We start from the raw sequence: 25,894 nt of genomic DNA, 5'->3' as shown, positions 1-25,894 counted from the left end.
GCACCGGACCGACGCCGTGGCCGGTCTCGTTCGCGCAGGTCAGCGTGATTGTCAGTGGCCGGGTGCAGGATGGACGCATGGTCAGCTCAGCACACCGAGCCCTGGACGGCTTCTCCCCCGCGACCCGCGGCTGGTTCACGGGGGCCTTCTCCGCGCCCACTGCGGCCCAGGCGGGCGCGTGGCAGGCCATCGCCGAGGGTTCGGACGTCCTGGTGGTGGCCCCCACCGGCTCGGGCAAGACGCTGGCCGCGTTCCTCGCCGCCTTGGACCAGCTGGCCTCGACGCCCCCGCCCGCCGACCCGAAGAAGCGTTGCCGGGTCCTGTACGTCTCGCCCCTCAAAGCCCTCGCGGTCGACGTCGAGCGCAACCTCCGCAGCCCGCTGACCGGCATCCGCCAGGAGTCCGTGCGCCTGGGCCTGCCCGAGCCGGAGGTCAAGGTCGGCATCCGCTCCGGCGACACCCCCGCCGCCGAGCGCCGCGCCCTGTCCACCCGCCCGCCGGACATCCTGATCACCACGCCCGAGTCGCTGTTCCTGATGCTGACCTCGGCCACCCGCGAGGCGCTGACCGGCATCGAGACGGTGATCCTGGACGAGGTGCACGCGGTCGCGGGTACCAAGCGCGGCGCCCATCTCGCCCTCTCCCTGGAGCGGCTGGACGAGCTGCTGCCCCGCCCGGCCCGCCGCATCGGCCTGTCCGCCACGGTCCGCCCGGTCGACGAGGTCGCCCGCTATCTCTCCCCGCGCCGCAAGGTGGAGATCGTCCAGCCGAAGTCGGGCAAGGAGTTCGACCTCTCGGTGGTGGTCCCGGTGGAGGACCTGGGCGAGCTGGGCGGCTCCCCGGTGTCCGAGGGCACCGAGGGCGGGGAACGGCCGTCGATCTGGCCGCATGTCGAGGAGCGCATCACCGACCTCGTCCAGTCCCACCGCTCCACCATCGTCTTCGCCAACTCCCGCCGCCTGGCGGAGCGCCTGTGCAACCGCCTGAACGAGATCGCGTACGAGCGGGCCACCGGCGAACCCCTGGACGAGCACCACGCCCCCGCCGAGCTGATGGGCGGCTCCGGGGCCGCCCAGGGCGCCCCGCCCGTCATCGCCCGCGCGCACCACGGCTCGGTCTCGAAGGAACAGCGCGCCCTGGTCGAGGAGGACCTGAAGGCCGGCCGCCTCCCCGCGGTCGTCGCCACCTCCAGCCTCGAACTGGGCATTGACATGGGCGCGGTCGACCTGGTCGTCCAGGTCGAGTCCCCGCCCTCGGTGGCCTCCGGGCTTCAGCGCGTGGGCCGCGCGGGACACCAGGTGGGCGCGGTCTCCACCGGTGTGGTCTTCCCGAAGTACCGCGGCGACCTGGTCCAGGCGGCCGTGGTCACCGAGCGGATGCGCACCGGCTCGATCGAGTCCCTGCGGGTCCCGGCCAACCCGCTGGACGTCCTGGCCCAGCAACTCGTCGCCATGACCTCGATGGACACCTGGCAGTTCGACGACCTCCTCACGACGGTCCGCCGGGCCGCCCCCTTCGCCTCGCTCCCCGAGTCCGCGTTCACGGCCGTCCTCGACATGCTCGCCGGGCGCTATCCGTCGGACGCCTTCGCCGAACTGCGCCCGCGCGTGGTGTGGGACCGCGTCGCGGGGACCATCACCGGCCGCCCCGGCGCCCAGCGCCTCGCCGTCACCTCCGGCGGCACCATCCCCGACCGCGGCCTGTTCGGGGTGTTCCTCGCCGGTTCCGACCCCAAGAAGGGCGGCGGCCGGGTCGGCGAGCTGGACGAGGAGATGGTCTACGAGTCCCGCGTGGGCGATGTGTTCACGCTCGGCACCAGCTCCTGGCGCATCGAGGACATCACCCGCGACCGCGTCCTGGTCTCCCCCGCACCCGGTGTCCCCGGCAGGCTCCCCTTCTGGAAGGGCGACCAGCTGGGCCGCCCGCTCGAACTGGGGCGCGCGGTGGGCGCGTTCCTGCGCGAGGTCGGCTCGCTCACCAAGGAGGACGCCCGGCTGCGCCTCCTGGCCGCGGGTCTGGACGCCTGGGCCGCGGACAACGTCCTGTCGTACCTGGACGAACAGCGCGAGGCCTGCGGCCACATCCCCGACGACCGCACCATCGTCGTCGAGCGCTTCCGCGACGAGCTGGGCGACTGGCGGGTCGTCGTGCACTCCCCCTTCGGCGCCCAGGTGCACGCCCCCTGGGCTCTCGCCCTCGGCGCGAAGCTCTCCGAGCGGTACGGCATGGACGCGCAGGTGATGCACGCCGACGACGGCATCGTGCTGCGCCTGCCGGACGCCGACCTGATGGGCCTGGACCTGCTCGACCGGGAGCCCATGAAGGCGGGCACCGAGTTCGACGCCGACCAGGCCCCGGTCGGCGCCGCCGACGTCGTCTTCGACAAGGGGGACGTCGACCAGATCGTCACCGACCAGGTGGGCGGCTCGGCCTTGTTCGCCTCCCGCTTCCGGGAGTGCGCCGCGCGTGCCCTGCTGCTGCCGCGCCGCAACCCCGGCAAGCGCACGCCGCTGTGGCAGCAGCGCCAGCGGGCAGCGCAACTGCTCCAGGTGGCGAGCGAGTTCGGTTCCTTCCCGATCGTCCTGGAGGCCGTCCGCGAATGCCTCCAGGACGTCTTCGACGTCCCCGGCCTCACCGAGCTGATGGGCGACCTGGAGTCCCGCAAGGTCCGCCTGGTCGAGATCACCACCCCCGAGCCCTCCCCCTTCGCCCGCTCCCTGCTGTTCGGTTACGTCGCCCAGTTCCTGTACGAGGGCGACTCCCCGCTCGCCGAGCGCCGCGCGGCCGCCCTCTCGCTGGACTCCCGGCTGCTGGCCGAGCTGTTGGGCCAGGCGGAGCTGCGCGAGCTGCTCGACGCCGAGGTGCTGGCGGAGCTCGAGAGCGAGCTCCAGTGGCTCACCGAGGACCGCCGCGTCAAGGACGCCGAAGGCGTCGCCGACCTGCTGCGGCTGCTCGGCCCGCTGACCGACGCCGAGCTGGCCGAGCGGGGCGCCGAACCCCGGTGGGCCCCGGAGCTGGCGGCCGCCCGCCGCGCCATCCGGGTCCGGGTCGCCGGAGCCGACCACTGGGCGGCGATCGAGGACGCGGGCCGACTGCGCGACGCCCTCGGCACCGCGCTGCCGGTCGGCGTGCCCGAGGCCTTCACGGAACCGGTCAAGGACCCCCTCGGCGACCTCCTCGCGCGCTACGCCCGCACCCACGGCCCGTTCACCTCGGTCACCGCGGCGGCCCGCTTCGGCCTGGGCGTGGCGGTAACCGACGGCGCCCTCCAGCGGCTCGCGGCGGCGGGGAGGGTCGTCCAGGGCGAGTTCCATCCGGCCGGGATCGGCCAGGAGTGGTGCGACGCGGCGGTACTGCGCCGCCTCCGGCGCCGTTCCCTCGCGGCCCTTCGGCACGAACTGGAGCCGGTCCCCCCGGCGGCGCTCGCCCAGTTCCTTCCGCAGTGGCAGCACATCGGCAAGGGCCACGGGCTGCGCGGGCTCGACGGGCTGGTGCGGGCCATCGAGCAGCTGCAGGGGGCGTCGGTCCCGGCCTCGGCCCTGGAGAAGCTCGTCCTGCCGTCCCGCGTCGCCAACTACACGCCCGGGATGCTCGACGAACTCACCGCGGCCGGAGAGGTGGTGTGGGCGGGCGCCGGTGCCCTGCCCGGCAAGGACGGCTGGGTCTCCCTGTACATGGCGGACGCGGCGCCCCTGCTGCTGGCGGCGCCCCACCCTCTTGAGCTGACCGCGCTCCACGAGTCCGTCCTGGGCACGCTGTCCGGGGGCTACGGCCTGTTCTTCCGGCAGATCGCCGACCAGGTCCGCGCCACCACCCACCCCGACGCCACCGAACCCCAACTCGCCGACGCCCTGTGGGAACTGGCCTGGTCGGGCCGTCTGACGAACGACACCCTGGCGCCGATGCGCTCCCTGCTGGGCTCGGGCCGCACCGCGGGTTCCACGGCCCACCGCGCGAAGCGCACCGTCCCGCGCGGACGCTACGGCTCGCTCACCGCCGCCGCCCGCTCCGCGTCCCGCTCGGGCCCGCCCACGGTCGCCGGCCGCTGGTCCCTGCTCCCCGCCCACGAACCCGACCCCACCGTGCGGGCCCACGCCCTGGCCCGCACCCTCCTCGACCGGCACGGCGTGGTGACCCGGGGCGCGGTCTCCGCCGAGGGCGTCGAGGGCGGCTTCTCGGCGACGTACCGCATCCTGTCCGCCTTCGAGGAGAGCGGACAGGCCCGCCGCGGCTATGTGGTGGAGGGCCTGGGCGCCGCCCAGTTCGCGATGGACGGCGCGGTGGACCGCCTCCGGGCGGTGGCGAACGCCCGCGACCGGGGCGAGACCCTGCCGACACCAGCCTTCCCGTCGCCCGACTTCCCGGCCGAAGCGTTCCCGAGCACCGACTTCCCCACCACGGGTTTCGCCGGCCACGGCTTCCCGGTGGGGCCCGACGAGCGGTTCGACGGGGACTTCGGCAGCGGCGACGCGGACTTCCACAGCGCCTTCGACACCGGATCCGACAGAACCGCCCCACCCCACCCCGCCAGGCCCGACGAGTACGTCTCCCCCCGCGACTTCCCCACGCCCCCACCCGCACCCGCTCACCGACGCCACAACCGCCCCACCCCCGACTCCCGAGCCGTGGTCCTGGCAGCCGCCGACCCGGCGAACGCGTACGGCGCCGCCCTTCCCTGGCCCGAGCCCCCCACCGGCGCCGGACACAAGCCGGGCCGCAAGGCGGGCTCGCTGGTGGTCCTGGTGGACGGCGAGCTGACCCTCTACATGGAACGCGGCGGCAAGACCCTGCTCGCCTGGCCCGCCACCCCCGACGACTCCCCCTCGGAGGACCCCCGCCTGCAGTCCGCCGCCGACGCCCTGGCCGCCGCGGCCCGCGCGGGCTCCCTCGGCACGGTCACCGTGGAGCGCGTCAACGGCGCCTCGGCGCTGACGTCCCCCTTCGGCACCCTCCTGGAAGGGGCGGGTTTCATCGCCACACCCCGGGGTCTGCGCCTGCGCGCGTGACGCGGGCCTCGGATGTGGCCGTGCCACCCTTGACCCATGCCCGAAGGAGACACGGTCTGGCAGGCCGCCCGCCGCCTGCACACAGCCCTGGCGGGCAAACGGCTGACCCGCAGCGACTTCCGCGTGCCCAAGTACGCCACGGTCGACCTCGCCGACCGCACCGTCCTGAACGTCACGCCGCGCGGCAAGCACCTCCTCACCCGGGTCGAGGGCGGCCTCACCCTCCACACCCACCTGGGCATGGAAGGCTCCTGGCGGGTGTACGCCGACCGGCAGCGCTGGACCGGCGGCCCCGCCCACCAGATCCGCGCGATCCTCGCCACCGCCGATCTGGCGGCCGTCGGCTATCGCCTCCCGGTCCTCGAGATCCTCCGCACCAGCCACGAGACGAAGGCCGTGGGCCACCTCGGCCCCGACCTCCTCGGCCCGGACTGGAACCCCGACCAGGCCCTGGCCAACCTCCTCGCGGACCCCGCCCGCTCCCTCGGCGAGGCCCTCCTCGACCAGCGCAATCTCGCCGGCATCGGCAACATCTACAAGAGCGAACTCTGCTTCCTCCTCGGCGCCACCCCCTGGCTCCCGGTCGGCGCCCTCCCGTCGGAGCGCGCGGCGAAGCTCCCCGTTCTCGCCCAGATGCTGCTGGAAGCCAACCGCGAGCGCCCGGTCCGCAGCACCACCGGCCGCCGCGGCCAGGACCTCTTCGTCTACGGCCGCGCCCCCCGCCCGTGCCTGCGCTGCGGCACGCCGATCCGCTCGGCCAATCAGGGCGACGGCTCACGCGAACGCCCCACGTACTGGTGCCCCCGCTGCCAGAGCGGCCCGGCCCCCACACCGGGACATCGTCACCGCCCGACTAATTGACGATCCGTCAGAAACCCTCGTACGGTCCCTCCATGGCCGTCCCCGCGTACGACCTCACCGGACGCACCGCCTTCGTCACCGGCGCCGCGAGCGGCATCGGCAGGGCCTCGGCCGTTCTGCTCGCCCGGGCCGGCGCCACGGTGCACTGCGCGGACCGCGACCCGCAGGGCCTGCACGAGACGGCGACCCTGATCAAGGACCGGGGCGGCACCGCCCACACCCACCCGCTGGACGTCACGGACCGCGCACAGCTCAAGCAGGCGGTGGAGTCCTGTGAGCGCCTGGACGTGCTGGCCGCGGTCGCCGGGATCATGCACAGCAGCCCGGTCCTGGAGACGAGGGACGAGGATCTCGACCGCGTCCTGAACGTCAACTTCAAGGGCGTCCTGTACGCCTGCCAGGAGGCCGCCCGCCTGATGCTCGCCCGGCGCACGAGGGGCAGCATCGTCACCATGGCCTCGGGAGCGGTCGACACCGGCGGCCCCGGACTGCTCTGCTACGGCGCCGCCAAGGCGGCCGTGGTCCAGCTGACCAAGACCCTCGCGACCGAGGTGGGCCGGCACGGCATCCGCGTCAACGCCGTGGCACCGGGCTGGATCCGTACGCCCATGACGGACCGTCACGACGACGAGGCACAGGCGCACACCGAGGCGCTCATGACCCGGATGGCGCCCCTCGGCCGGGTAGGCGAACCGGAGGACGTCGCCCACGCCGTGCTCTATCTGGCCTCGGACGCCTCGTCCTTCACGACGGGTCAGATTCTGCGTCCGAACGGGGGTGTGGCGATGCCGTGGTGACACGGGCCGTCCGCCACGCCTGCCCCCACCGCCCGGCGGCCAGGGCCCCGGCGGCCCGCGCCTTCGGCACGCAATGCACGGGAAGCAGGCTCAGCCCCCATCCCCCGGCGGCCACCGCCCCCTCGACCATCCCGGCGTCCGGCGCGACGGCGAGCCGCAGCACGGCCCACCACCACAGCGCCCCGAGCCCGAGCGCAGCCCCCCAGCGCGCTATCCCCACCATGAGCGCCACCTCCAGCCCGAAATGCCGAACGCCCGCAGGCGCGAATGCCCGAACGCGCAGCAGCCCCGGCCCGATGCCACAGCAGCCCAGGCCGAACGCCACAGCACCCCCGGCCCGCTGCCGCAGCAGCCACCCCGGCCGGATGCCACATCAGCCCCGGCCGGATGCCGAAACGGCCCGCGGCGGCGTGCCGAGGCAGCCGAAGCTAGATCACCGCCCCGGCCACCACGAGGGCGCACCGACGGCACACGGAAGCACCGCGCACATCAGCCGTTCTCGGCCTGGAACATCCAGTGGTGCTTCTCGAGATCGCCGGTGAGCCCGATCAGGAGGTCCTGGGTCACCGGGTCCGGATCGCCGGTCACGGCGATCCGCTGCCTCATCCGGGTGATGACCGCGCCGAGTGCCGCCACCAGCGTGCCGACCGCGTCCCCGTCCTTGACCCAGCCGTCGGGCACGGCTCCGATGCCGCTCTGGGCGGCCACGGTCGCGGCACGCCCGTCGGGCGGGACCCCCAGCGCCGAGGAGCGCTCGGCCACGGTGTCCGCGTGCGTCCGTGCGAGGGCGACCACTTCGTCGAGCTGAAGATGCACGGTACGGAAGCGGGGCCCGACCACGTTCCAGTGGATCTGCTTCGCCACCAGGGCGAGGTCCACGAGGTCGACGAGCGCGCCTTGCAGCGCCTCGGACACGGTCTTCAGGTCGGCGTCGGACAACGGACTCTTCACGACGTACATCCACATGCTCCGTTCGGTGGGCCGGCCCCGAGTACCAACGCCCTCCACGATGCACGAAAGCCCCGGCCGTCGCCTCTCCAGAGCATCTGGAGAAACCCCGGCCGGGGCTTCGCACACGTCCTCAGCGCATGATCAACTCGGGAGCCCCACGGGTGGGACTCACGCGGCGACCACGTCCACAGCTTCCGCGGGCGCCTTGATCGTCACCCGTTCCGGTGGCACACCGGTCACCGAAACGGAACCCAGCATCGGTCGGACCGACGTGGGCACGGGCTCACTGGGGGTGGCCGCAGCAGACTGGGCCAGCTCGGCGAGGGCGAGCTCGTCGCTCACTTCCCGCATGAGCTCGGACATCCGTACGTCCAGCGCGTCGCAGATGGCGGAGAGCAGCTCGGAGGAAGCCTCCTTCTGCCCCCGCTCCACCTCGGAGAGATAGCCGAGCGAAACTCGGGCGGACGAGGAGACTTCGCGCAGAGTACGGCCCTGGCGCTGGCGCTGCCGACGCAGCACGTCACCCAGCAGGCGACGGAGCAGAATCATCGGTGGCTCCCTCCTCGGACCGCGTAGCCGCATCCTTCACGCCCCACCGTACCGCCTCGCGCTGCGGCCGTGCGGGGAGCGATGTCGTGTTCACTCAGGGCTGCAAACATCAAAACCCCCCGTTCTGTTCCGTATCCTGTGCCCGCTCATTCCCGGTCTGTTCGCTCGCAAGCTGCTGAAGGAGCAACGCGAGTACGCTCCGTACACTCTCCATACGAATTTCCGCCCGGTCGCCGTTCAACCGCAGCGAGGCCACTTTCCCGCCACCGGCGGATCCGGAATCCGCCTCCGAGGGCCCGTCCACGGCCACGTAAACGGTTCCGACGGGCTGTCCGTCCTGCTCCTCGGGCCCCGCGACGCCGGTCGTCGCGATCCCCCAGTCGGCGTCCAGCGCCTTGCGTACGCCGGCCGCCATCTCGGCCGCTACCTGCGGATCCACCGCTCCGCGCCGCTCCAGCAAGGTGGCGTCGACGCCCAGCATCCGGTGCTTGACCTCGGTGGCGTAGGCGGTCACCGAACCCCGGAAGGCCTTGGACGCCCCAGGGGCCGCTGTGATTTCCGCCGCAACAAGGCCACCAGTGAGCGACTCCGCCACGGCGAGGGTCTCGCCCCTCACGGTCAGTAGTCGCACCACGTCGGCGGCCGGGGAACTCACGCTTCCGTCTCCTCCGACGCGGCCGCGCGCTCCGCGATTCCCTGTCTGCGCAGCACAATGGCCTGTCTTACATAGTCAAGGCCGGTCACCACGGTCAGAACCACCGCCGCAGCCATCACCCACCACCTCAGAGTGGCCAGCCACCCCGTCAGTGCCAGGATGTACATCCCCACGGCCACGCCCTGGGTGAGCGTCTTGAGCTTGCCGCCCCGGCTCGCCGGGATGACGCCGTACCGAATGACGAGAAAACGCATCAGGGTGATGCCGAGTTCCCGGCCGAGGATCACCGCGGTCACCCACCACGGCAGATCACCGAGCGCGGACAGACAGATCAGCGCCGCTCCCATGATCGCCTTGTCGGCGATGGGGTCGGCGATCTTCCCGAAGTCGGTGACCAGGTTGTACGTCCGCGCCAGGTGACCGTCGAACAGGTCGGTGATCATGGCGATGGCGAAAGCCGCCCAGGCGAGCGAACGCCACGCCGGGTCATAACCGCCGTCGGCCAGCATCAGCGCGACGAAGGCCGGCACGAGCAGCAGCCGGAGCATGGTCAGCAGATTGGCGATGTTCCAGACGCTGGCCTGGTTGACGGCCGCCGCCGCGATCTTCCCGCCCCGGACCGGCTTCGCGCCCCCCGTCTCACCGGAGGCGGCAGGCGTCGCCTTGGCGGAGCCGCCCGCGGCGGACGCCGGGACTCCCGTCATCTGGCCGCCTCCTCACCAGGTACGAGCGAGCCCTCGAGCGGCTCGGCCACGAGATCGACACCCTCGGTGCCGACCACCTTCGCCTCGACGATACGACCGACACTCAGGCCCGCGCCGCTCGTGAGCAGCACCTGGCCGTCCGTCTCCGGCGCCTGGTGCTCGCCACGGCCGTACACGCCCTCCTCGTCGATGGACTCCACGAGCACCCGCACGGTCTCGCCCATGCGCTCCTCGGCCCGCTGCGAGACGAGCTGCTCGGCCAGCCGGGAGACCCGGGCGAGGCGCTCGGCGACGACGTCCACGTCGAGCTTGTGCTCGTAGGTCGCCGCTTCGGTCCCCTCCTCGTCGGAGTAGCCGAAGACGCCGATGGCGTCCAGCCGCGCGTGGTTGAGGAAACGCTCCAGCTCGGCCAGGTCCGCCTCGGACTCGCCGGGGAAGCCCACGATGAAGTTGGAGCGCACGCCCGCCTCGGGGGCCTTGCTCCGGATGGTGTCGAGCAGCTCCAGGAAGCGGTCGGTGTCACCGAAGCGGCGCATCGCGCGCAGCACGTCGGGGGCGGAGTGCTGGAAGGAGAGGTCGAAGTAGGGCACGACCTTGGGCGTGCCGGTGAGGACGTCGATCAGCCCGGGGCGCATCTCGGCCGGCTGGAGGTAGCTGACGCGCACCCGCTCGATGCCGTCCACCTCGGCCAGCTCGGGCAGCAGCGACTCCAGCAGCCGGATGTCGCCGAGGTCCTTGCCGTAGGAGGTGTTGTTCTCGGAGACCAGCATGACCTCCTTGACGCCCTGCTCGGCCAGCCAGCGCGTCTCGTTCAGCACATCGCTGGGCCGACGCGAGATGAAGGAGCCGCGGAAGGACGGGATGGCGCAGAAGGAGCAGCGCCGGTCGCAGCCGGAGGCGAGCTTCACCGAGGCGACGGGGGCGCCGTCGAGCCGTCGGCGCAGGGGCGCACGGGGCCCCGAGGCGGGCGCGAGGCCATCCGGGAGGTCCACCGGGGCATGCCCGGGCAGTGCCACCTCGGCGGCCGACTCCTGCCGGTCGGCCGGGCTGATCGGCAGCAGCTTGCGCCGGTCGCGCGGGGTGTGCGAGGCGTGGATGCCGCCGTTCAGGATGGTCTGGAGGCGGTCGGAGATGTTCGAGTAGTCGTCGAAGCCGAGCACGCCGTCGGCCTCGGGAAGGGCCTCGGCGAGTTCCTTGCCGTACCGCTCGGCCATGCAGCCGACCGCCACCACCGCCTGGGTTCTTCCGTGCCCCTTGAGGTCATTGGCCTCCAGCAGGGCGTCCACGGAGTCCTTCTTGGCGGCGTCGACGAAGCCACAGGTGTTGACGACGGCGACATCCGCGTCGGAGGCGTCCTCGACGAGGTCCCAGCCGTCCGCCTCCAAACGGCCTGCGAGCTCCTCCGAGTCCACCTCGTTACGGGCGCAGCCAAGAGTGACGAGTGCGACGGTACGGCGTTCAGGCATGGGCTCAAGACTACTTTGTCTCACTGACACCCAACGTCGACGGGGTTGGCCATGATCGGCCAACCCCGCACGTAATGCGCCCGTCTCAGCCGACCTGCGGGTCGCCCTTCGTGTACGTCAGGCGCTCCACGGCCCCGGGCTGCCAGTCGTCGTCGATCTTCTTGCCGTTGACGTAGAGCTGGATCGCGCCGGCGTCGCCGAGGATGAGGTTGATCTTCTCGCTGTCCTGGAAGGTCTTGGAGTCGCCCTGCTCGAGCAGCCCGTCGAAGAGGAGCCGGCCGTTCCGGTCCTTGGCGGAGATCCAGCTCTTGCCGTCCGTGGCGCTGACCCGGACCGTGACCTTGTCCTGGGGCGCCGCGGCGATGGCACTGTCGGACGGTTCCGGCTTCGGGTCCTCGGGCTTCTCGTTCTTGGGCTTGGACGTGGCGGGCTTGCTGGTCGAGGGCGAGGCGCCCTCGGCGACCGAGGCCGCGCCGCCCTCGTCGTCACCCTTGAACGCGGTGAAGCCGACGAAGCCGACCACGGCGACGATCGCGGCGACCATCGCCGCGGTCCAGTTCGGGCCGCGCCGCTCAGGGCGGATGCGCTCCGCCTCGAACAGCGGGGCCGCGGGGGTAGGCGCCGGGCGCCCGCCGTGGTCCGCGTCGTACTGGGCGATCAGCGGCGCCGGATCGATGCCGACGGCCTTGGCCAGGGTTCGGATGTGGCCCCGGGCGTACACGTCGCCGCCACAGGGACCGAAGTCGTCCGCCTCGATGGCGTGCACGATGGGCAGGCGGACCCGGGTGGCGTTACTGACGTCGTCGACGGTCAGCCCCGCAGCGACGCGCGCCTGCTGCAGGGCCCGGCCGACGGAGAGGCGGGCTTCGTCGGAAACGTCTTCGAACGGACGCTCGTCTTCAGGGGAGTTGCCGATGGACACGGGGGCGCCTTTCGAGCGTGTAGCCGCCTGTGCTGGAGGTTCAGTCTAGGGGGGGTGCGAAAGGGTGGGGCAACCGGGCGGTAGGACTTTGTACGCCATCGGTATGGCCGGTCACACCGATGGTGGGGCAGGAGCTTTTCGCTTCCCTCAACTTGACGTACGCCGAAGGGAAACGGTTGCTCAATGATCCCTTACGGGTGAGTCACGATCAGGCATCGCCTGGCCCGCCCGCAAGGGACTTTCCTCAAGCCTCCCCGCGGATCTGGGCGAGCACTCCGTCCAGTTCGTCAGGTTTCACAAGAACATCACGAGCCTTGGAGCCCTCACTCGGCCCGACGATGTTCCGCGACTCCATCAGGTCCATCAGCCGCCCCGCCTTCGCGAACCCGACCCGCAGCTTGCGCTGGAGCATCGAGGTGGAGCCGAACTGGGTGGAGACGACCAGTTCGGCCGCCTGGCACAGCAGGTCCAGGTCGTCGCCGATGTCCTCGTCGATCTCCTTCTTCTGCTTGGTGCCCACGGTGACGTCGTCCCGGAAGACCGGCGCCATCTGGTCCTTGCAGTGCTGGACGACCGCCGCGACCTCCTCCTCGGTCACGAAGGCGCCCTGCATTCGGGTGGGCTTGTTCGCGCCCATCGGCAGGAACAGCCCGTCGCCCTTGCCGATCAGCTTCTCGGCGCCGGGCTGGTCGAGGATGACGCGCGAGTCGGCGAGCGAGGAGGTGGCGAAGGCGAGCCGGGAGGGCACGTTCGCCTTGATCAGACCGGTGACGACGTCGACCGACGGCCGCTGCGTGGCCAGCACCAGGTGGATGCCGGCCGCGCGCGCGAGCTGCGTGATGCGCACGATCGCGTCCTCGACGTCGCGCGGCGCCACCATCATCAGGTCGGCGAGCTCGTCCACGATCACCAGCAGATAGGGATACGGCTGGAGCTCGCGCTCGCTGCCCTCCGGCGGCTTGACCTTGCCGTCCCTTATCGCCTGGTTGAAGTCGTCGATGTGCCGGTAGCCGTACGCCGCGAGGTCGTCGTAGCGCAGATCCATCTCCCGTACGACCCACTGGAGCGCTTCCGCGGCCCGCTTGGGGTTGGTGATGATCGGCGTGATGAGGTGCGGGATGCCCTCGTAGGCGGTCAGCTCGACCCGCTTGGGGTCGACGAGGACCATCCGGACGTCCTCAGGGGTGGCGCGGACCATGATCGAGGTGATCAGGCAGTTGATGCAGGACGACTTACCCGATCCGGTGGCCCCGGCGACGAGCATGTGCGGCATCTTCGCCAGGTTGTGCATGACGTAGCCGCCCTCGACGTCCTTGCCGAAGGCCACCAGCATCGGATGGTCGTCCTCGGCCGCGGCGGCGAGCCGGAGCACGTCACCGAGGTTGACCATCTCCCGGTCGGTGTTCGGGATCTCGATGCCCACGGCCGACTTGCCGGGGATCGGCGAGATGATCCGCACGTCCGGGCTGGCCACGGCGTACGCGATGTTCTTGGTCAGCGCGGTGATCCGCTCGACCTTCACGGCGGGGCCGAGCTCCACCTCGTAGCGCGTCACCGTCGGCCCGCGCGTGAAGCCCGTGACGGCCGCGTCGACCTTGAACTCCATGAAGACGTTGGTGAGCGAGGCGACGACGGCGTCGTTGGCCGCGCTGCGCGCCTTGCCGGGGCCCCCGCGCGTGAGGAGGTCCAGTGAGGGCAGCGCGTACGTGATGTCACCGGACAGCTGGAGCTGCTCGGCGCGCGGCGGCAGGTCCGTGGGGGCCTCGGGGGCGGGCTTGGTGAGGTCGGCGACCTCGGCCTTCAGCTTCTCCTGCCGAGCCGGCCGCGCGGCCGGTACGGGCGTCGGAGTCGGTGTGGGCGTGGTCTCCTCGCGGTCCCCGACGCTCACGCCCTGGGTGAGGTCGGCGACGATCGGCGAGGGCGGCATGCCGTGCAGCACCGCGCCGTCGAGGGCTGCGGCGGCCGCGGCGGCGACGTCCACGGCGTCCATGGGACGGCTCATGTCGGGCTGGGGCACGGCGGAGCGCCGGGGCCGCCCCCGACGCCGCGAGAGCGCCTCCTGCTCGGCGCCGTCGGGGTCGTAGGACTCGGGCTCGGGCCGACGCCGACGACCACGCGCGGGCAGCGCCTCACGCCACTGTTCGTCGTAGCGCTCGTCGTCGTCGCCGAACTCGGCGAACTCGTCCACCGCGGGATCGTGCAGCACCCCGAGCCGCACCCCGAGCAGCCGCAGCCGCTGCGGGATGGCGTTGACCGGGGTGGCCGTGACGACCAGGAGCCCGAAGATCGTGAGCAGGACCAGCATCGGTACGGCGAGAACCTCGCCCATCGCGTACGTCAGAGGCGTCGCCGCGCTCCAGCCGATGAGGCCGCCGGCGTCCCTTATCGCCTGCATGCCGTCGCTGCGGGCGGGCGAGCCGCAGGCGATGTGCACCTGGCCGAGGACGCCGATGACGAGCGCGGACAGGCCGATCACGATACGGCCGTTGGCTTCCGGTTTCTCCGGGTGCCGGATGAACCGGGCCGCGATCACCCCGAGCAGGATCGGCACCAGCAGATCGAGCCGCCCGAAGGCGCCGGTGACGATGATCTCGACCAGATCGCCGACGGGACCGCGCAGATTGGACCAGGTGCCCGCGGCGACGATCAGACCGAGCCCGAGGAGCAGCAGCGCGATGCCGTCCTTGCGGTGGGCCGGATCGAGGTTCTTGGCGCCCTGCCCTATCCCTCGGAACACGGCGCCGACGGCGTGCGCGAGGCCGAGCCAGACGGCACGCACCAGCCGGTAGACACCCCCGGTGGGGCTCGGGGCCGGCTTGGGCGCGGGCTTCTTCGCCACGGCCTTCCTGGCGGGAGCCTTCTTCGCGGGAGCCTTTTTGGCAGCGGCCTTCTTCACCGGACCCTTCGCGGGAGCGGCCGCCTTCTTCGCGGGCTGCTTCTTGGCTGCGGAGGGACGTGAGGCCATGGGTGTGAGATTACCGGTGGAGGCCACGGGGGACACGCGCGCCCACCGCTTCACCCGTTCGTGTCGCCGTTACGGCGGCGCTGAACTGACGCGCGTTCACAAAAAGGTCATCTCCAACGCGCCTCACACGGGAGTCAGTTCGGCGAGGACACCGAGGACTGGTTGCCGGCGCCCGGCTCCAACGCGTCCAGCGCACGCCGCAGTCCGGTGAGTTTGCGCTCCAGATGAGCCGCCGTGGCGACCGCCGCCGCGTCCGCCGACTCGTCGTCGAGCTGCTTGGACAGCGCCTCGGCCTGCTCCTCGACCGCCGCGAGCCGCGCGGAGAGTTCGGCCAGCAGTCCCGCCGGTTCCTTCGTCTCGGCGCCCGCGCTCTTGCCGCCGCCCTCCAACTGCAGCCGCAGCAGCGCCGCCTGCTCCCGGAGCTGGCAGTTCTTCATGTACAGCTCGACGAAGACCGAGACCTTCGCCCGCAGCACCCACGGGTCGAAGGGCTTGGAGATGTAGTCCACCGCCCCCGCGGCATACCCGCGGAAGGTGTGGTGCGGACCGTGGTTGATCGCGGTGAGGAAGATGATCGGGATGTCCCGGGTCCGCTCCCGCCGCTTGATGTGGGCGGCGGTTTCGAATCCGTCCATGCCCGGCATCTGGACGTCCAGCAGGATGACCGCGAAGTCGTCCGTGAGCAGCGCTTTGAGCGCTTCCTCCCCGGACGATGCCCGCACCAGGGTCTGATCGAGCGCAGAGAGGATCGCCTCCAGCGCGAGCAGATTCTCCGGCCGGTCATCGACCAGGAGGATCTTGGCCTTCTGCACCATGGCCCGCCCTCCTCGCCCCGGCATGGGGCCTCCCCTGTCCGCAGGACTTGGGAAAGCACCGACGGGCGCCGCCCCAGGGGACGACTCCCTTGCGCCGCCCGTCCTCGTGCCGGTCATGGTAGCCGCACCCCGCCTGTCGCCACACCCTGTCACCGCGATGTCACTGTGCACGTAGCAGAAACGTAGCGGGAGACCAGAAGGTTCCCCGAATCCCGTACTTCTACACGGCGTCGCGCACACTGAGTCAGCAACTCCGCGTGAACACCGTAGGTGCCCTCAGGGCCCCGTACGGGCCTGGTCACGAGGCTCGTACGAACCCCGTACGAAGCCCGCACACGGGGGCCGGGCGGCGCCCGGCCGGTCCCGTCACTCCTCCCGCATCCACTGGTCCATCACCGACAGCAGATGGTCGGGGTCGACCGGCTTGGTCACGTAGTCGGAGGCACCCGACTCGATCGCCTTCTCCCGGTCGCCCTTCATCGCCTTGGCGGTCAGCGCGATGATCGGCAGCCCGGCGAACTGCGGCATCCGGCGGATCGCCGTGGTCGTCGCGTACCCGTCCATCTCGGGCATCATGATGTCCATCAGCACGACCGCCACGTCGTCGTGCTGCTCCAGCACCTCGATGCCCTCACGCCCGTTCTCGGCGTACAGCACCGACAGGCCGTGCTGCTCCAGGACGCTGGTGAGCGCGAAGACGTTGCGGATGTCGTCGTCGACGATCAGCACCTTCTCGCCCCCGAAGCGGATGCCCCGGCGCCCCTGCGGCGCCGGCTCCCGCTCCACCGTCGGCCACTGCTCCACCTGCGCCGACCGCTGCTCCAGCTCGGCCGCGGGCCTGCGGCGGCGCCGGAAGAGCGCGGCGGCACCGTTCTGGGTCTCCTGGTACGACTTCACCTCGGCCGGTGTCTCGATCTCCACGTCCGACAGCTCGGACAGCTCCACGGCCGACGCCACCAGGTCACCGGCCTCCAGGGCGGGCATGGGCTGCTGGTGGTAGCCCTGCGGCGGCAGCTCGCTCGGGTGCAGCGGCAGATACAGCGTGAAGGTCGAGCCGCGTCCCGGCTCGCTCTGCGCGTGGATCTCGCCGCCCAGCAGCTGCGCGATCTCCCGGGAGATCGACAACCCCAGTCCCGTACCGCCGTACTTGCGGCTGGTCGTGCCGTCGGCCTGTTTGAACGCCTCGAAGATCACCCGCATCTTGCTCGCGGCGATGCCGATGCCGGTGTCGGTCACCGAGAACGCGATGAGATCGGCGTCCGCGTCCCGCAGCGAGCCGGTCTCCAGCAGCTGCTCCCGGATCGCCACCGGAACGTCCGCCCCGGCCGGCCGGATCACCAGCTCCACCGAGCCGGAGTCGGTGAACTTCACCGCGTTGGACAGCAGGTTGCGCAGCACCTGGAGCAGGCGCTGCTCGTCGGTGTGCAGCGTGGCGGGCAGCTCCGGCGAGACCCGCACCGACAGGTCCAGGCCCTTCTCCGCGGTCAGCGGCCGGAAGGTGGCCTCCACGTAGTCCACGAGCTGCACGAGGGCGATACGCGTCGGGGAGACGTCCATCTTGCCCGCCTCGACCTTGGACAGGTCGAGGATGTCGTTGATCAGCTGGAGCAGGTCGGAACCGGCGCCGTGGATGGTCTCGGCGAACTCGACCTGCTTCGGGGAGAGGTTGCCCTCGGCGTTGTCGGCGAGCAACTTGGCCAGGATCAGCAGCGAGTTGAGCGGCGTGCGCAGCTCGTGCGACATGTTGGCCAGGAACTCGCTCTTGTAGCGCATCGACACCGCGAGCTGCTCGGCGCGCTCCTCCAGGACCTGCCGCGCCTCCTCGATCTCGGTGTTCTTCACCTCGATGTCGCGGTTCTGCTGGGCCAGCAGCTCGGCCTTCTCCTCCAGCTCGGCGTTGGACGCCTGGAGGGCCTTCTGCCGGTTCTCCAACTCGGCCGAACGCTCCTGGAGTTGCTCGGTCAGCTCCTGCGACTGCTTGAGCAGCACCTCGGTCTTGGTGTTGACGGAGATGGTGTTGACGCTGGTCGCGATCATCTCCGCGATCTGGTTGAGGAAGTCCTTCTGGATCTGCGTGAACGGCGTGAAGGAGGCCAGCTCGATCACGCCGAGCACCTTGCCCTCGAAGAGCACCGGCAACACGATGACCTGCGCGGGCGGGGCCTCGCCCAGCCCGGAGGAGATCTTCAGATAGCCGCTGGGCGCGTTCTCCACCAGGATCGTGCGCTTCTCCTGCGCGGCCGTACCGACGAGCGCCTCACCCGGCCGGAACGACGTCGGCATGGAGCCCATCGAGTAGCCGTAACTGCCCAGCATCCGCAGCTCGTACTGGTCCTCGCCGCCATGGCTCGCGTCGGGCATCGCCAGGAAGAACGCGCCGTGCTGCGCGGAGACCACCGGGGTCAGCTCGCTCATGATCAGCGAGGCGACGTCCTGCAGGTCCCGGCGGCCCTGCATCAGCGCGGAGATCCGGGCGAGGTTGCCCTTGAGCCAGTCCTGCTCCTTGTTGGCGATCGTGGTGTCGCGCAGGTTGGCGATCATCTTGTTGATGTAGTCCTGGAGTTCCGAGATCTCGCCGGACGCGTCGACGTCGATCTTCAGGTTCAGGTCACCGCGGGTCACCGCGGTCGCCACGCGCGCGATGGCACGCACCTGCCGGGTGAGGTTCCCGGCCATCTCGTTCACGGACTCGGTCAGGTCCCGCCAGGTGCCGTCGACGTCACGCACGCGTGCCTGGCCGCCGAGCTGGCCCTCGGTGCCCACCTCGCGGGCGACCCGGGTGACCTCCTCGGCGAAGGAGGAGAGCTGGTCGACCATCGTGTTGATGGTTGTCTTCAGTTCGAGGATCTCGCCCCGCGCGTCGATGTCGATCTTCTTGGTCAGGTCGCCCTTGGCGATGGCGGTGGTGACCATGGCGATGTTCCGCACCTGACCGGTCAGGTTGGACGCCATCTGGTTCACCGACTCGGTGAGGTCCTTCCACGTACCGGCCACGCCCGGCACCCGCGCCTGGCCGCCCAGGATGCCGTCCGTGCCCACCTCACGGGCCACCTTGGTGACCTGGTCGGCGAACGAACTCAGCGTCTTCACCATGGTGTTGAAGGTGTCCGCGAGCTGCGCGACCTCGCCGCGCGCCTCGATCGTCACCGTCCGGGTCAGGTCGCCGTTGGCGACGGCCGCCGCGACCTGGGAGATGTTCCGCACCTGCACGGTCAGGTTCTTGGCCATCAGGTTGACGTTGTCGCTGAGGTCCTTCCAGATGCCGGTGACACCCGGCACGTGTGCCTGGCCGCCCAGGATGCCCTCGGTGCCCACCTCACGGGCCACGCGGGTCACCTGTTCGGCGAAGGACGACAGCTGGTCGACCATCGTGTTCACGGTGGTGACCAGCTCGAGGATCTCGCCCTTGGCGTCGACGGTGATCTTCTTGGACAGGTCACCCTTGGCCACCGCGGTCGTGACCTCGGCGATGTTGCGCACCTGGATGGTCAGGTTGTTGGCCATGAAGTTCACGGACTGGGTGAGGTCCTTCCAGGTGCCGGAGACCCCCTGCACCTCGGCCTGACCGCCCAGCTGGCCCTCGGTACCCACCTCACGGGCGACCCTCGTGACCTCCTCCGCGAAGGAGGAGAGCTGGTCGACCATCGTGTTCAGCGTGTTCTTCAGCTCCAGGATCTCGCCGCGCGCGTCCACGGTGATCTTCTGGGACAGGTCACCGCGGGCCACGGCCGTGGCGACCTGCGCGATGTTGCGCACCTGGGCGGTGAGGTTGCCGGCCATGCCGTTCACGGAGTCGGTCAGGTCGCGCCACACACCGGCCACGCCGGGCACCTGCGCCTGCCCGCCGAGGCGCCCCTCGGTGCCCACCTCCCGGGCCACCCGGGTCACCTGCTCGGCGAACCCGGACAGCTGGTCGACCATCGTGTTGATGGTGTTCTTCAGCTCCAGGATCTCGCCGCGCGCGTCGACGTCGATCTTCTGCGAGAGGTCACCCCGGGCCACCGCCGTGGTCACCTGGGCGATCTGCCGCACCTGCGAGGTCAGGTTGCCGGCCATGAAGTTGACGGAGTCGGTGAGCTCCTTCCAGGTCCCCGACACCCCCGGGACGACCGCCTGCCCGCCGAGGCGGCCCTCCGTGCCCACGTCCCGGGCCATCCGGGTCACCTGGTCGGCGAAGGCCGAGAGCTGGTCGACCATCGTGTTCACGGTGTTCTTCAGCTGGAGCATCTCGCCGGAGACGTCCACCGTGACCTTCTGCGAGAGGTCACCGTTGGCCACCGCAGTCGTCACCTGGGCGATGTTGCGCACCTGCCCGGTGAGGTTGCGGAACGCGGTGTTGACGGAGTCCGTCAGGTCCTTCCAGGTCCCCGCGGCCCCGGGCACCTGCGCCTGCCCGCCCAGCTCACCCTCGACACCGACCTCCCGGGCCACCCGGGTGACCTCGGAACCGAAGGACGACAACTGGTCCACCATGCCGTTGACGGTGTTCTTCAGCTCCAGCATCTCGCCGGCCACGTCGACGGTGACCTTCTGCGAGAGGTCGCCGTTGGCCACCGCAGTCGTCACCGCGGCGATGTCCCGCACCTGGATCGTCAGATTCCGGAACACCGTGTTGACGGAGTCCGTCAGGTCCTTCCACGTGCCCGCGGCGCCCGGCACATTGGCCTGGCCGCCGAGCCGGCCCTCGGCACCGACCTCGTTGGCCACGCGCGTGACCTCGTCCGCGAAGATCCGCAGCGTCTCGGTCATCTGGTTGATGGTGTCCGCGAGCTGCGCGACCTCGCCGCGTGCCGACACGGTCACCTTCTGCGACAGATCACCGTTGGCGACCGCGGTGGTGACCTGCGAGATCCCGCGCACCTGGGCCGTGAGGTTGCCGGCCATCAGGTTCACCGAATCGGTGAGGTCCTTCCACACACCCGCCACACCGGGCACCTGCGCCTGACCGCCCAGCTCTCCCTCGGTGCCCACCTCGCGGGCGACCCGGGTCACCTCGGAGGAGAACGACGACAGCTGGTCCACCATCGTGTTGACGGTGTTCTTCAGCTCCAGCATCTCGCCGGCCACATGAACCGTGACCTTCCGGGACAGATCCCCCTTGGCGACCGCCGTGGTCACCAGCGCGATGTCCCGCACCTGCGCGGTCAGCCGGTACGCCATCGTGTTGACGGAGTCCGTGAGGTCCTTCCACGAACCCGACATGCCACGCACGCGTGCCTGCCCGCCCAGCTTGCCCTCGGTACCCACCTCGCTGGCCACGCGCGTGACCTCGTCGGTGAAGGTGGACAGCTGGTCCACCAGATTGTTGACGGTACGGCCGACCTTCAGGAACTCCCCGCGCAGCGGATGCCCGGTCCCGTCCGGCGCCTGCGTCCGCAACTCCATGCGCGGCGACAGATCACCCTCCGCCACCGCCGAGAGCACCCGGCCGACCTCGGAGACCGGCCGTACGAGGTCGTCGACCAGGGCGTTGGAGTTGTCGACGGCGGCCGCCCAGGAGCCCTCGCAGGCGCCTGTTTCCAGCCGTTCCGTGAGCTTGCCCTCACGGCCCACCATGCGCCGTACCCGCGACAGCTCACCGGTCAGATGCAGATTGCGGTCGGCCACCTCGTTGAACACGGCCGCGATCTCGGACATCACGCCGTCGCCGGAGACCGTGAGCCGCTTGCGGAAGTTCCCGTCCCGCATGGAGACGAGGGCCGCCAGGAGCCGGTTCAGCGCGGCCGTGTCCACCGCGGTGGTCCCGCCACGCGGTTTGCGTTGGTTCATCAGGGACTGTCCGCCTTTCGCGCGCGTCTTCGTGCCCCGCGTCGCTGCGCCAGACTCCACTGTGTCCCTCCCGCAGGGGTCGACCGTCACTGCCGTGCTCCCGGCACTCCTCAACGGCGTACCGGTTACCACCGAGTATTTCTGCCGGATGCAACAGGCCGCATCAGGTGCTGCTGCCCGCCCTCAGCGGCGGGCACTCGGCCTGCCCACACCTTCACAAGAAGCTTGCCCAGTGTTTCACCCCGGCTGAACCCGGCCATAACAGTTCGGCAGCTTCGCACACGGTCCGCACACCCTCCGGGCGGAAACACTGCAGACCGGCATCCTCGTGGACGGCGAAGGTAAGTAACCTTGCATGCGGCTGTCCAGCCGCACCGGTCCGTCCGGCTAGGGCGGTGGCACGGATACGAGCGGGCATCGGAGGGGCGGCCGCAACATGACCACCGGACTGATCCCGGGGGAGCAGCCCTCGGACCCCCGGCCGACGGACGGCCTGCCGCACCAGCGGCAGGAGCCGGTCAGCCGGGGAGCCCAGCACGCCGACAACCGGTCGAGGAGTTCTGTGATCACCGCGCGCGCGGCCGCCAGCTTCGAGCCCGTCGGGCGATCGGTCGCGAGCGCCCGCTCCTTCGTCCGCGACACCCTCCAGGGCTGGGGCTTCGCCGACATCGTCGACGACGCCGTGGTCCTCACCAGCGAGCTGGTGACCAACGCCGTGGTCCACGCCGGCACCTCCGCCGACGTCCTGTGCCTGCGCTCCGAGGAAGGCGTACGGATCGAGGTCGCCGACCGCTATCCGGAGCGCGAGATCCCGCTCCAGGGCACGGCCGTCAACATGGGCAGCCCCGACCGCGAAGGCGGCCGCGGCCTCCAGCTGTGCGCGGCCCTGGCCGGCCACTGGGGCGTGGACTACACGCCCACGCACAAGCAGGTCTGGTTCCAACTCGACCTCCCCGAGCGCCCGGTGGGCACCCGCGCCGCCGGCCCGCCCCTCCCCGCCGACCTCCTCCCGCTCGCCGACAGCCGGGTCCGCGTCGCCGTGGTCCAGATCGACCGTACGGGCTCCATCTCGGCGTGGAACGAGGACGCCGAGGAACTCTTCGGCTACCCCGCCGAGCAGGTCACCGGCAAGCCCCTCACCGACCTCGCCGCCTGGCCGCACACCCCCGGCACCAGCACCGGCATCGCGGAGGCCCTCCAGCTCTCCCGCTGGGAGGGCAGCTACGGCATCCGCGGCGCCAGCGGCCGGGTGACCCCGGTGTACGCCTCCCACCTCCGCGTCCGTGACACCGACGGCGAACCGTCCACGGTCTGCCTGCTCGTCCGGGACCACGAGCGCGCGGTCCTGCAGACGCCGATGCGCATGCCGGCCTCCGACGCCGGCGGTTCCGGCGAGGGCCAGAGCACCGACCCCTTCGAGGTGTTCATCGGCTCCCCGGCCCCGGACGACCTGGACGGCCTCCTCCAGCGCACGGTGGAGCGCGCCCGCGACATGCTCGACGGCGACTCCGCCTTCCTGCTCCTCGCGACCGACGACGAGACCGAGTTGGAGGTCCGCGCCTCCACCGGCCTACCCTCCGCCCGCCAGCGCTTCGCGCGCGTGCCCGTCGAGGCCGGCCCCGGCCGCTACGGCTCCGCCCGCATGCCGGCGGTCCACGAGGACCTGACCATGGTCCCCGGCGCCGTACCGCTGCTGAGCGGCACGGGCATGCGCTCGGTCGTCACGGTTCCCCTGAAGGTCGAGGGCCGACTCACCGGCTCGCTCGGCGTGGCCGCCGAGGCCCCGAACAGATACTCCAACGAAGAGGCCCTGCGCCTGCAGTTCGCCGCCGACCGCATCGCGCTGGCCGTGGAGTCCGCCCGCCTCGGCGAACTGGAGCGGCTGCGCCGCGGCTCGCTGAGCTTCCTGGTCGAGGCCTCCGACCTGCTCGCCGGCACCCTGGACCGCGATCAAACCCTGGCCCTGATGGCCCAGATGACGGTCCCGACCCTCGCCACCTGGTGCGCCGTCTACACGATCGCGGACCAGGCCTCCGAGCCCTACCTGTCGTACGTCCTGCACGAGGACGAGGAACTCATCGACGGCCTCAAGTCGTTGCTCTCGAAGATCGCTCCGCCCGACCCGGTCCCCACCCCGGGCGCCCGCATCTGGTCGGCCCCCGCCGAGGCGGCCCACCAGGCGGCGCTGCGCACTTCCATGCGCAGCCTGGGCCTCGGCGAGCCGCTCCCCCGGGTCAGCTCCGGCATCGGCCCGACCCTGGCCACCGCGTCGGCGGTGGGCGGCGAGACGGTCGTACTGCCCCTGGTAGCCCGCAACCGCGTCATCGGCATGCTGACCCTCGGCAAGCCCACGGACGAACACTTCCGCCAGGAGATCCTGGAGTTGGCGGAGGACCTCTCCCGAAGGGCCGCTCTCGCCCTCGACAACGCCCGCCTCTACTCCGAGCGCACGGCCATCAGCCAGTCCCTCCAGCGCAGCCTGCTGCCGCCCGAACTCCCCGAGATCGACGGCGTCGAGGTCGAGGTCATCTACCGCGCGGCCGGCGAGGGCAACGAAGTCGGCGGCGACTTCTACGACGTGTTCCCGATCAGCGACGGCGCCTACGGCTTCGCCATCGGCGACGTCTGCGGTACGGGCCCGAACGCGGCGGCGGTCACAGGCCTCGCCCGGCACGCCCTGCGCCTGCTCGCCCGCGAGGGCCTCAGTGGTCCGGCCGTCCTCGAGCGCCTCAACTCCGCGATCCTCGACGAGGGCGCCCGCAGCCGCTTCCTGACCCTCCTCTACGGCGAGCTGCGCCCGCAGGAGGACGGCAGTGCCGAGTTGAAGGTGGTCTGCGCGGGCCACCCCCTCCCGCTCCGCCTGCGCCAGGACGGCACCGTCGAACCGGCCGCCGAACCCCAGCCGCTGCTCGGCGTGATGGACGATCTGGAGCTCTACGAGGAGACGGTGACACTCGACCCCGGCGACGTCCTGCTGTGCGTCACGGACGGCGTCACCGAGCGCCGCGAGGGCACCCGCATGCTGGGCGACGACGGCCTCACCGACGTCCTGACGACCTGTACGGGCCTCACGGCCGGCGCGGTCGCCGCCCGCATCATGCGTGCCGTGGAGCGCTTCGCCTCGGACGCTCCGTCCGACGACATGGCGATCCTCGCGATGCGCGTGCCCGGCCTCCACAAGGACTGAGCGAGCACATGCACTGAGCGAGCACATGCGAAAGGCCCCCGCCCGTAAGGGCGAGGGCCTTTGTGCTGTGGAGCCCCCAAACGGAATCGAACCGTTGACCTTCTCCTTACCATGGAGACGCTCTACCGACTGAGCTATAGGGGCCTGTTCCCTGCGGGGTTTCCCGCGCGGCAACGAGGTAGATCATACCCTGAATTCGCGCGTGGTTCGAACCACCGCTAGCCGGCCGGCTGGAGCAGCCCACCCAGGGCGTTGCACGCGGAGACGATTCTCTGCATGTCCCGCTTGGTCAGCCCGGCGTCCACGGGCAGCGTGAGCGTCTCGTCGGCGGCCCGCTCGGTCTCCGGCAGGGACACACACCGACGGAACTCCGGCAGCCGGTGCACGGGCGTCTTCACCGGCACCCTGCAGTCGACACCGCGGGCCCGCACGGCACGGGCGAAGGCGTCCCGGTCAGGCCGCCCATTGCCGGGCACGCGCACGACGTACTGCTGGTAGGTGTGCCCGTCACCCCCGTCGGGCGTCCGCACGCCCTTCAATTTCGCGTCGAGAAAGCCGGCCCGCTGCCGCCGCTGAGCGATCTCGTCGTACGGCGCCTCGGACTCACCCTGCTCCAGCACGAGCAACCCGTGCCGCTGCCCGACACCGTGCAAACGCGCGACATCGGCGAACCGACCGAAGCGATGTACGACGACGACAGCCGCCGTCCGTGCGGTGACGACAGCCTCGACGTGGGAGGCGTCCAGGCAGTACGTCACCGGATCTATGTCGGCGAACACCGGAAGCGCCCCGGCCAGGACCACGGCCTCGGCGACCTCGGCGTTCCCGAAGGCCGGCACGACGACCTCGTCACCGACTCCGACCCCGGCGGCCCTGAGCATTGCAGCAGTACCCATGCGGGGGATGTTGGTTCCGCAACGTGAACTTCAAGTGACGCACAGCAAAAAAGGGTTGGACCCCGAACCGAAGTTCAGGATCCAACCCTTTCAATAATTGTTCGGCGGCGTCCTACTCTCCCACAGGGTCCCCCCTGCAGTACCATCGGCGCTGTAAGGCTTAGCTTCCGGGTTCGGAATGTAACCGGGCGTTTCCCTCACGCTATGACCACCGAAACACTATGAAACTGTCAGCCGCACCACGTTGTGGCAACGTGGGGCTGTTCGTGGTTTCAGAACCAACACAGTGGACGCGAGCAACTGAGGACAAGCCCTCGGCCTATTAGTACCGGTCAACTCCACACGTTACCG

General features: G+C 70.8%; 15 protein-coding genes, 1 tRNA gene and 1 rRNA gene. 4 read left to right on the top strand and 13 right to left on the bottom strand.

The features are described 5' to 3' along the window. The first annotated feature begins 77 nt into the window (after window positions 1-77). Genes ACWDRW_RS14015 through ACWDRW_RS14005 form a run of 3 tightly spaced genes read left to right on the top strand, consistent with a single transcriptional unit; the run spans window position 78 to window position 6,664 of the window. The gene (locus tag ACWDRW_RS14015) at window positions 78-5,006 is read left to right on the top strand and encodes an ATP-dependent helicase (RefSeq protein WP_451722993.1); all 4,929 of its coding nucleotides are present in this window, start codon (window positions 78-80) and stop codon (window positions 5,004-5,006) included. Between the two features lie 36 nt (window positions 5,007-5,042). Then, window positions 5,043-5,867, top strand: a complete 825-nt coding sequence (locus tag ACWDRW_RS14010) for an Fpg/Nei family DNA glycosylase (RefSeq protein ID WP_451722992.1) — start codon at window positions 5,043-5,045, stop codon at window positions 5,865-5,867. Between the two features lie 32 nt (window positions 5,868-5,899). Next, window positions 5,900-6,664, top strand: a complete 765-nt coding sequence (locus ACWDRW_RS14005; RefSeq protein ID WP_451722990.1) for an SDR family NAD(P)-dependent oxidoreductase — start codon at window positions 5,900-5,902, stop codon at window positions 6,662-6,664. Here ACWDRW_RS14005 and ACWDRW_RS14000 read toward each other — a convergent pair. The 10 genes from ACWDRW_RS14000 to ACWDRW_RS13955 all read right to left on the bottom strand — a co-directional run bounded on the left by ACWDRW_RS14000 (window position 6,612) and on the right by ACWDRW_RS13955 (window position 21,520). Beyond that, window positions 6,612-6,887, bottom strand: coding sequence for a hypothetical protein (locus ACWDRW_RS14000; protein ID WP_451722988.1), 276 nt, complete (start codon window positions 6,885-6,887; stop codon window positions 6,612-6,614). The genes ACWDRW_RS14005 and ACWDRW_RS14000 overlap by 53 nt on opposite strands. Before the next feature lie 266 nt (window positions 6,888-7,153). Then, window positions 7,154-7,624 carry a Dps family protein gene (locus ACWDRW_RS13995; protein WP_451722986.1) on the bottom strand — a complete coding sequence of 157 codons (471 nt, stop codon included), beginning with the start codon at window positions 7,622-7,624 and terminating at the stop codon, window positions 7,154-7,156. Window positions 7,625-7,783: 159 nt separating this feature from the next. Further along, complete coding sequence (locus ACWDRW_RS13990) at window positions 7,784-8,164, bottom strand: helix-turn-helix domain-containing protein (protein ID WP_015657463.1); 381 nt, start codon at window positions 8,162-8,164, stop codon at window positions 7,784-7,786. A 109-nt stretch (window positions 8,165-8,273) separates the two neighbouring features. Beyond that, window positions 8,274-8,819 (bottom strand): CinA family protein, encoded by a 546-nt coding sequence (locus tag ACWDRW_RS13985; protein ID WP_451722984.1) that lies wholly within the window; start codon window positions 8,817-8,819, stop codon window positions 8,274-8,276. Beyond that, entirely contained in the window at window positions 8,816-9,523 is a 708-nt protein-coding gene (pgsA, locus tag ACWDRW_RS13980; protein WP_451722982.1) for a CDP-diacylglycerol--glycerol-3-phosphate 3-phosphatidyltransferase, read from the bottom strand. The genes ACWDRW_RS13985 and pgsA overlap by 4 nt, the downstream gene beginning before the upstream one ends. Further along, complete coding sequence (rimO, locus tag ACWDRW_RS13975; protein WP_451722979.1) at window positions 9,520-10,989, bottom strand: 30S ribosomal protein S12 methylthiotransferase RimO; 1,470 nt, start codon at window positions 10,987-10,989, stop codon at window positions 9,520-9,522. The genes pgsA and rimO overlap by 4 nt, the downstream gene beginning before the upstream one ends. Before the next feature lie 85 nt (window positions 10,990-11,074). After that, window positions 11,075-11,911, bottom strand: coding sequence for a RodZ domain-containing protein (locus tag ACWDRW_RS13970; protein WP_451722977.1), 837 nt, complete (start codon window positions 11,909-11,911; stop codon window positions 11,075-11,077). 244 nt (window positions 11,912-12,155) lie between these two features. Then, window positions 12,156-14,876 (bottom strand): DNA translocase FtsK, encoded by a 2,721-nt coding sequence (locus ACWDRW_RS13965; protein WP_451722974.1) that lies wholly within the window; start codon window positions 14,874-14,876, stop codon window positions 12,156-12,158. 134 nt (window positions 14,877-15,010) lie between these two features. Beyond that, window positions 15,011-15,691, bottom strand: a complete 681-nt coding sequence (locus ACWDRW_RS13960; protein WP_451722972.1) for a response regulator — start codon at window positions 15,689-15,691, stop codon at window positions 15,011-15,013. Between the two features lie 366 nt (window positions 15,692-16,057). Next, window positions 16,058-21,520 (bottom strand): HAMP domain-containing protein, encoded by a 5,463-nt coding sequence (locus ACWDRW_RS13955; protein ID WP_451722971.1) that lies wholly within the window; start codon window positions 21,518-21,520, stop codon window positions 16,058-16,060. Window positions 21,521-21,896: 376 nt separating this feature from the next. Here ACWDRW_RS13955 and ACWDRW_RS13950 point away from each other — a divergent pair, with 376 nt between their 5' ends. Continuing rightward, on the top strand, window positions 21,897-24,647 hold the full coding sequence (locus ACWDRW_RS13950) for a SpoIIE family protein phosphatase (RefSeq protein WP_451722969.1): 2,751 nt from the start codon (window positions 21,897-21,899) through the stop codon (window positions 24,645-24,647). A gap of 68 nt (window positions 24,648-24,715) precedes the next feature. Here ACWDRW_RS13950 and ACWDRW_RS13945 read toward each other — a convergent pair. From ACWDRW_RS13945 to rrf, 3 genes are all read right to left on the bottom strand, one after another. Further along, window positions 24,716-24,791 (bottom strand) — tRNA-Thr (locus ACWDRW_RS13945). A 74-nt stretch (window positions 24,792-24,865) separates the two neighbouring features. Then, window positions 24,866-25,528 (bottom strand): DegT/DnrJ/EryC1/StrS family aminotransferase, encoded by a 663-nt coding sequence (locus tag ACWDRW_RS13940; RefSeq protein WP_451723179.1) that lies wholly within the window; start codon window positions 25,526-25,528, stop codon window positions 24,866-24,868. Window positions 25,529-25,642: 114 nt separating this feature from the next. Then, window positions 25,643-25,759, bottom strand: a 5S ribosomal RNA gene (gene rrf, locus ACWDRW_RS13935). Window positions 25,760-25,894 lie beyond the last annotated feature (135 nt).

Source organism: Streptomyces sp. NPDC003635 (assembly GCF_053587635.1).
This window is presented reverse-complemented; position numbering and strand designations above follow the sequence as displayed.

Bases quoted from the DNA above. Each gene is read 5' to 3' on its own strand.
- ACWDRW_RS14000 (WP_451722988.1), bottom strand. From the start codon at position 6,887: ATGGTGGGGATAGCGCGCTGGGGGGCTGCGCTCGGGCTCGGGGCGCTG.
- ACWDRW_RS13990 (WP_015657463.1), bottom strand. From the start codon at position 8,164: ATGATTCTGCTCCGTCGCCTGCTGGGTGACGTGCTGCGTCGGCAGCGC.
- pgsA (WP_451722982.1), bottom strand. From the start codon at position 9,523: ATGACGGGAGTCCCGGCGTCCGCCGCGGGCGGCTCCGCCAAGGCGACG.
- ACWDRW_RS13965 (WP_451722974.1), bottom strand. From the start codon at position 14,876: ATGGCCTCACGTCCCTCCGCAGCCAAGAAGCAGCCCGCGAAGAAGGCG.
- rimO (WP_451722979.1), bottom strand. From the start codon at position 10,989: ATGCCTGAACGCCGTACCGTCGCACTCGTCACTCTTGGCTGCGCCCGT.
- ACWDRW_RS14010 (WP_451722992.1), top strand. From the start codon at position 5,043: ATGCCCGAAGGAGACACGGTCTGGCAGGCCGCCCGCCGCCTGCACACA.
- ACWDRW_RS13995 (WP_451722986.1), bottom strand. From the start codon at position 7,624: ATGTACGTCGTGAAGAGTCCGTTGTCCGACGCCGACCTGAAGACCGTG.
- ACWDRW_RS13950 (WP_451722969.1), top strand. From the start codon at position 21,897: ATGACCACCGGACTGATCCCGGGGGAGCAGCCCTCGGACCCCCGGCCG.
- ACWDRW_RS14005 (WP_451722990.1), top strand. From the start codon at position 5,900: ATGGCCGTCCCCGCGTACGACCTCACCGGACGCACCGCCTTCGTCACC.
- ACWDRW_RS13940 (WP_451723179.1), bottom strand. From the start codon at position 25,528: ATGCTCAGGGCCGCCGGGGTCGGAGTCGGTGACGAGGTCGTCGTGCCG.
- ACWDRW_RS13960 (WP_451722972.1), bottom strand. From the start codon at position 15,691: ATGGTGCAGAAGGCCAAGATCCTCCTGGTCGATGACCGGCCGGAGAAT.
- ACWDRW_RS14015 (WP_451722993.1), top strand. From the start codon at position 78: ATGGTCAGCTCAGCACACCGAGCCCTGGACGGCTTCTCCCCCGCGACC.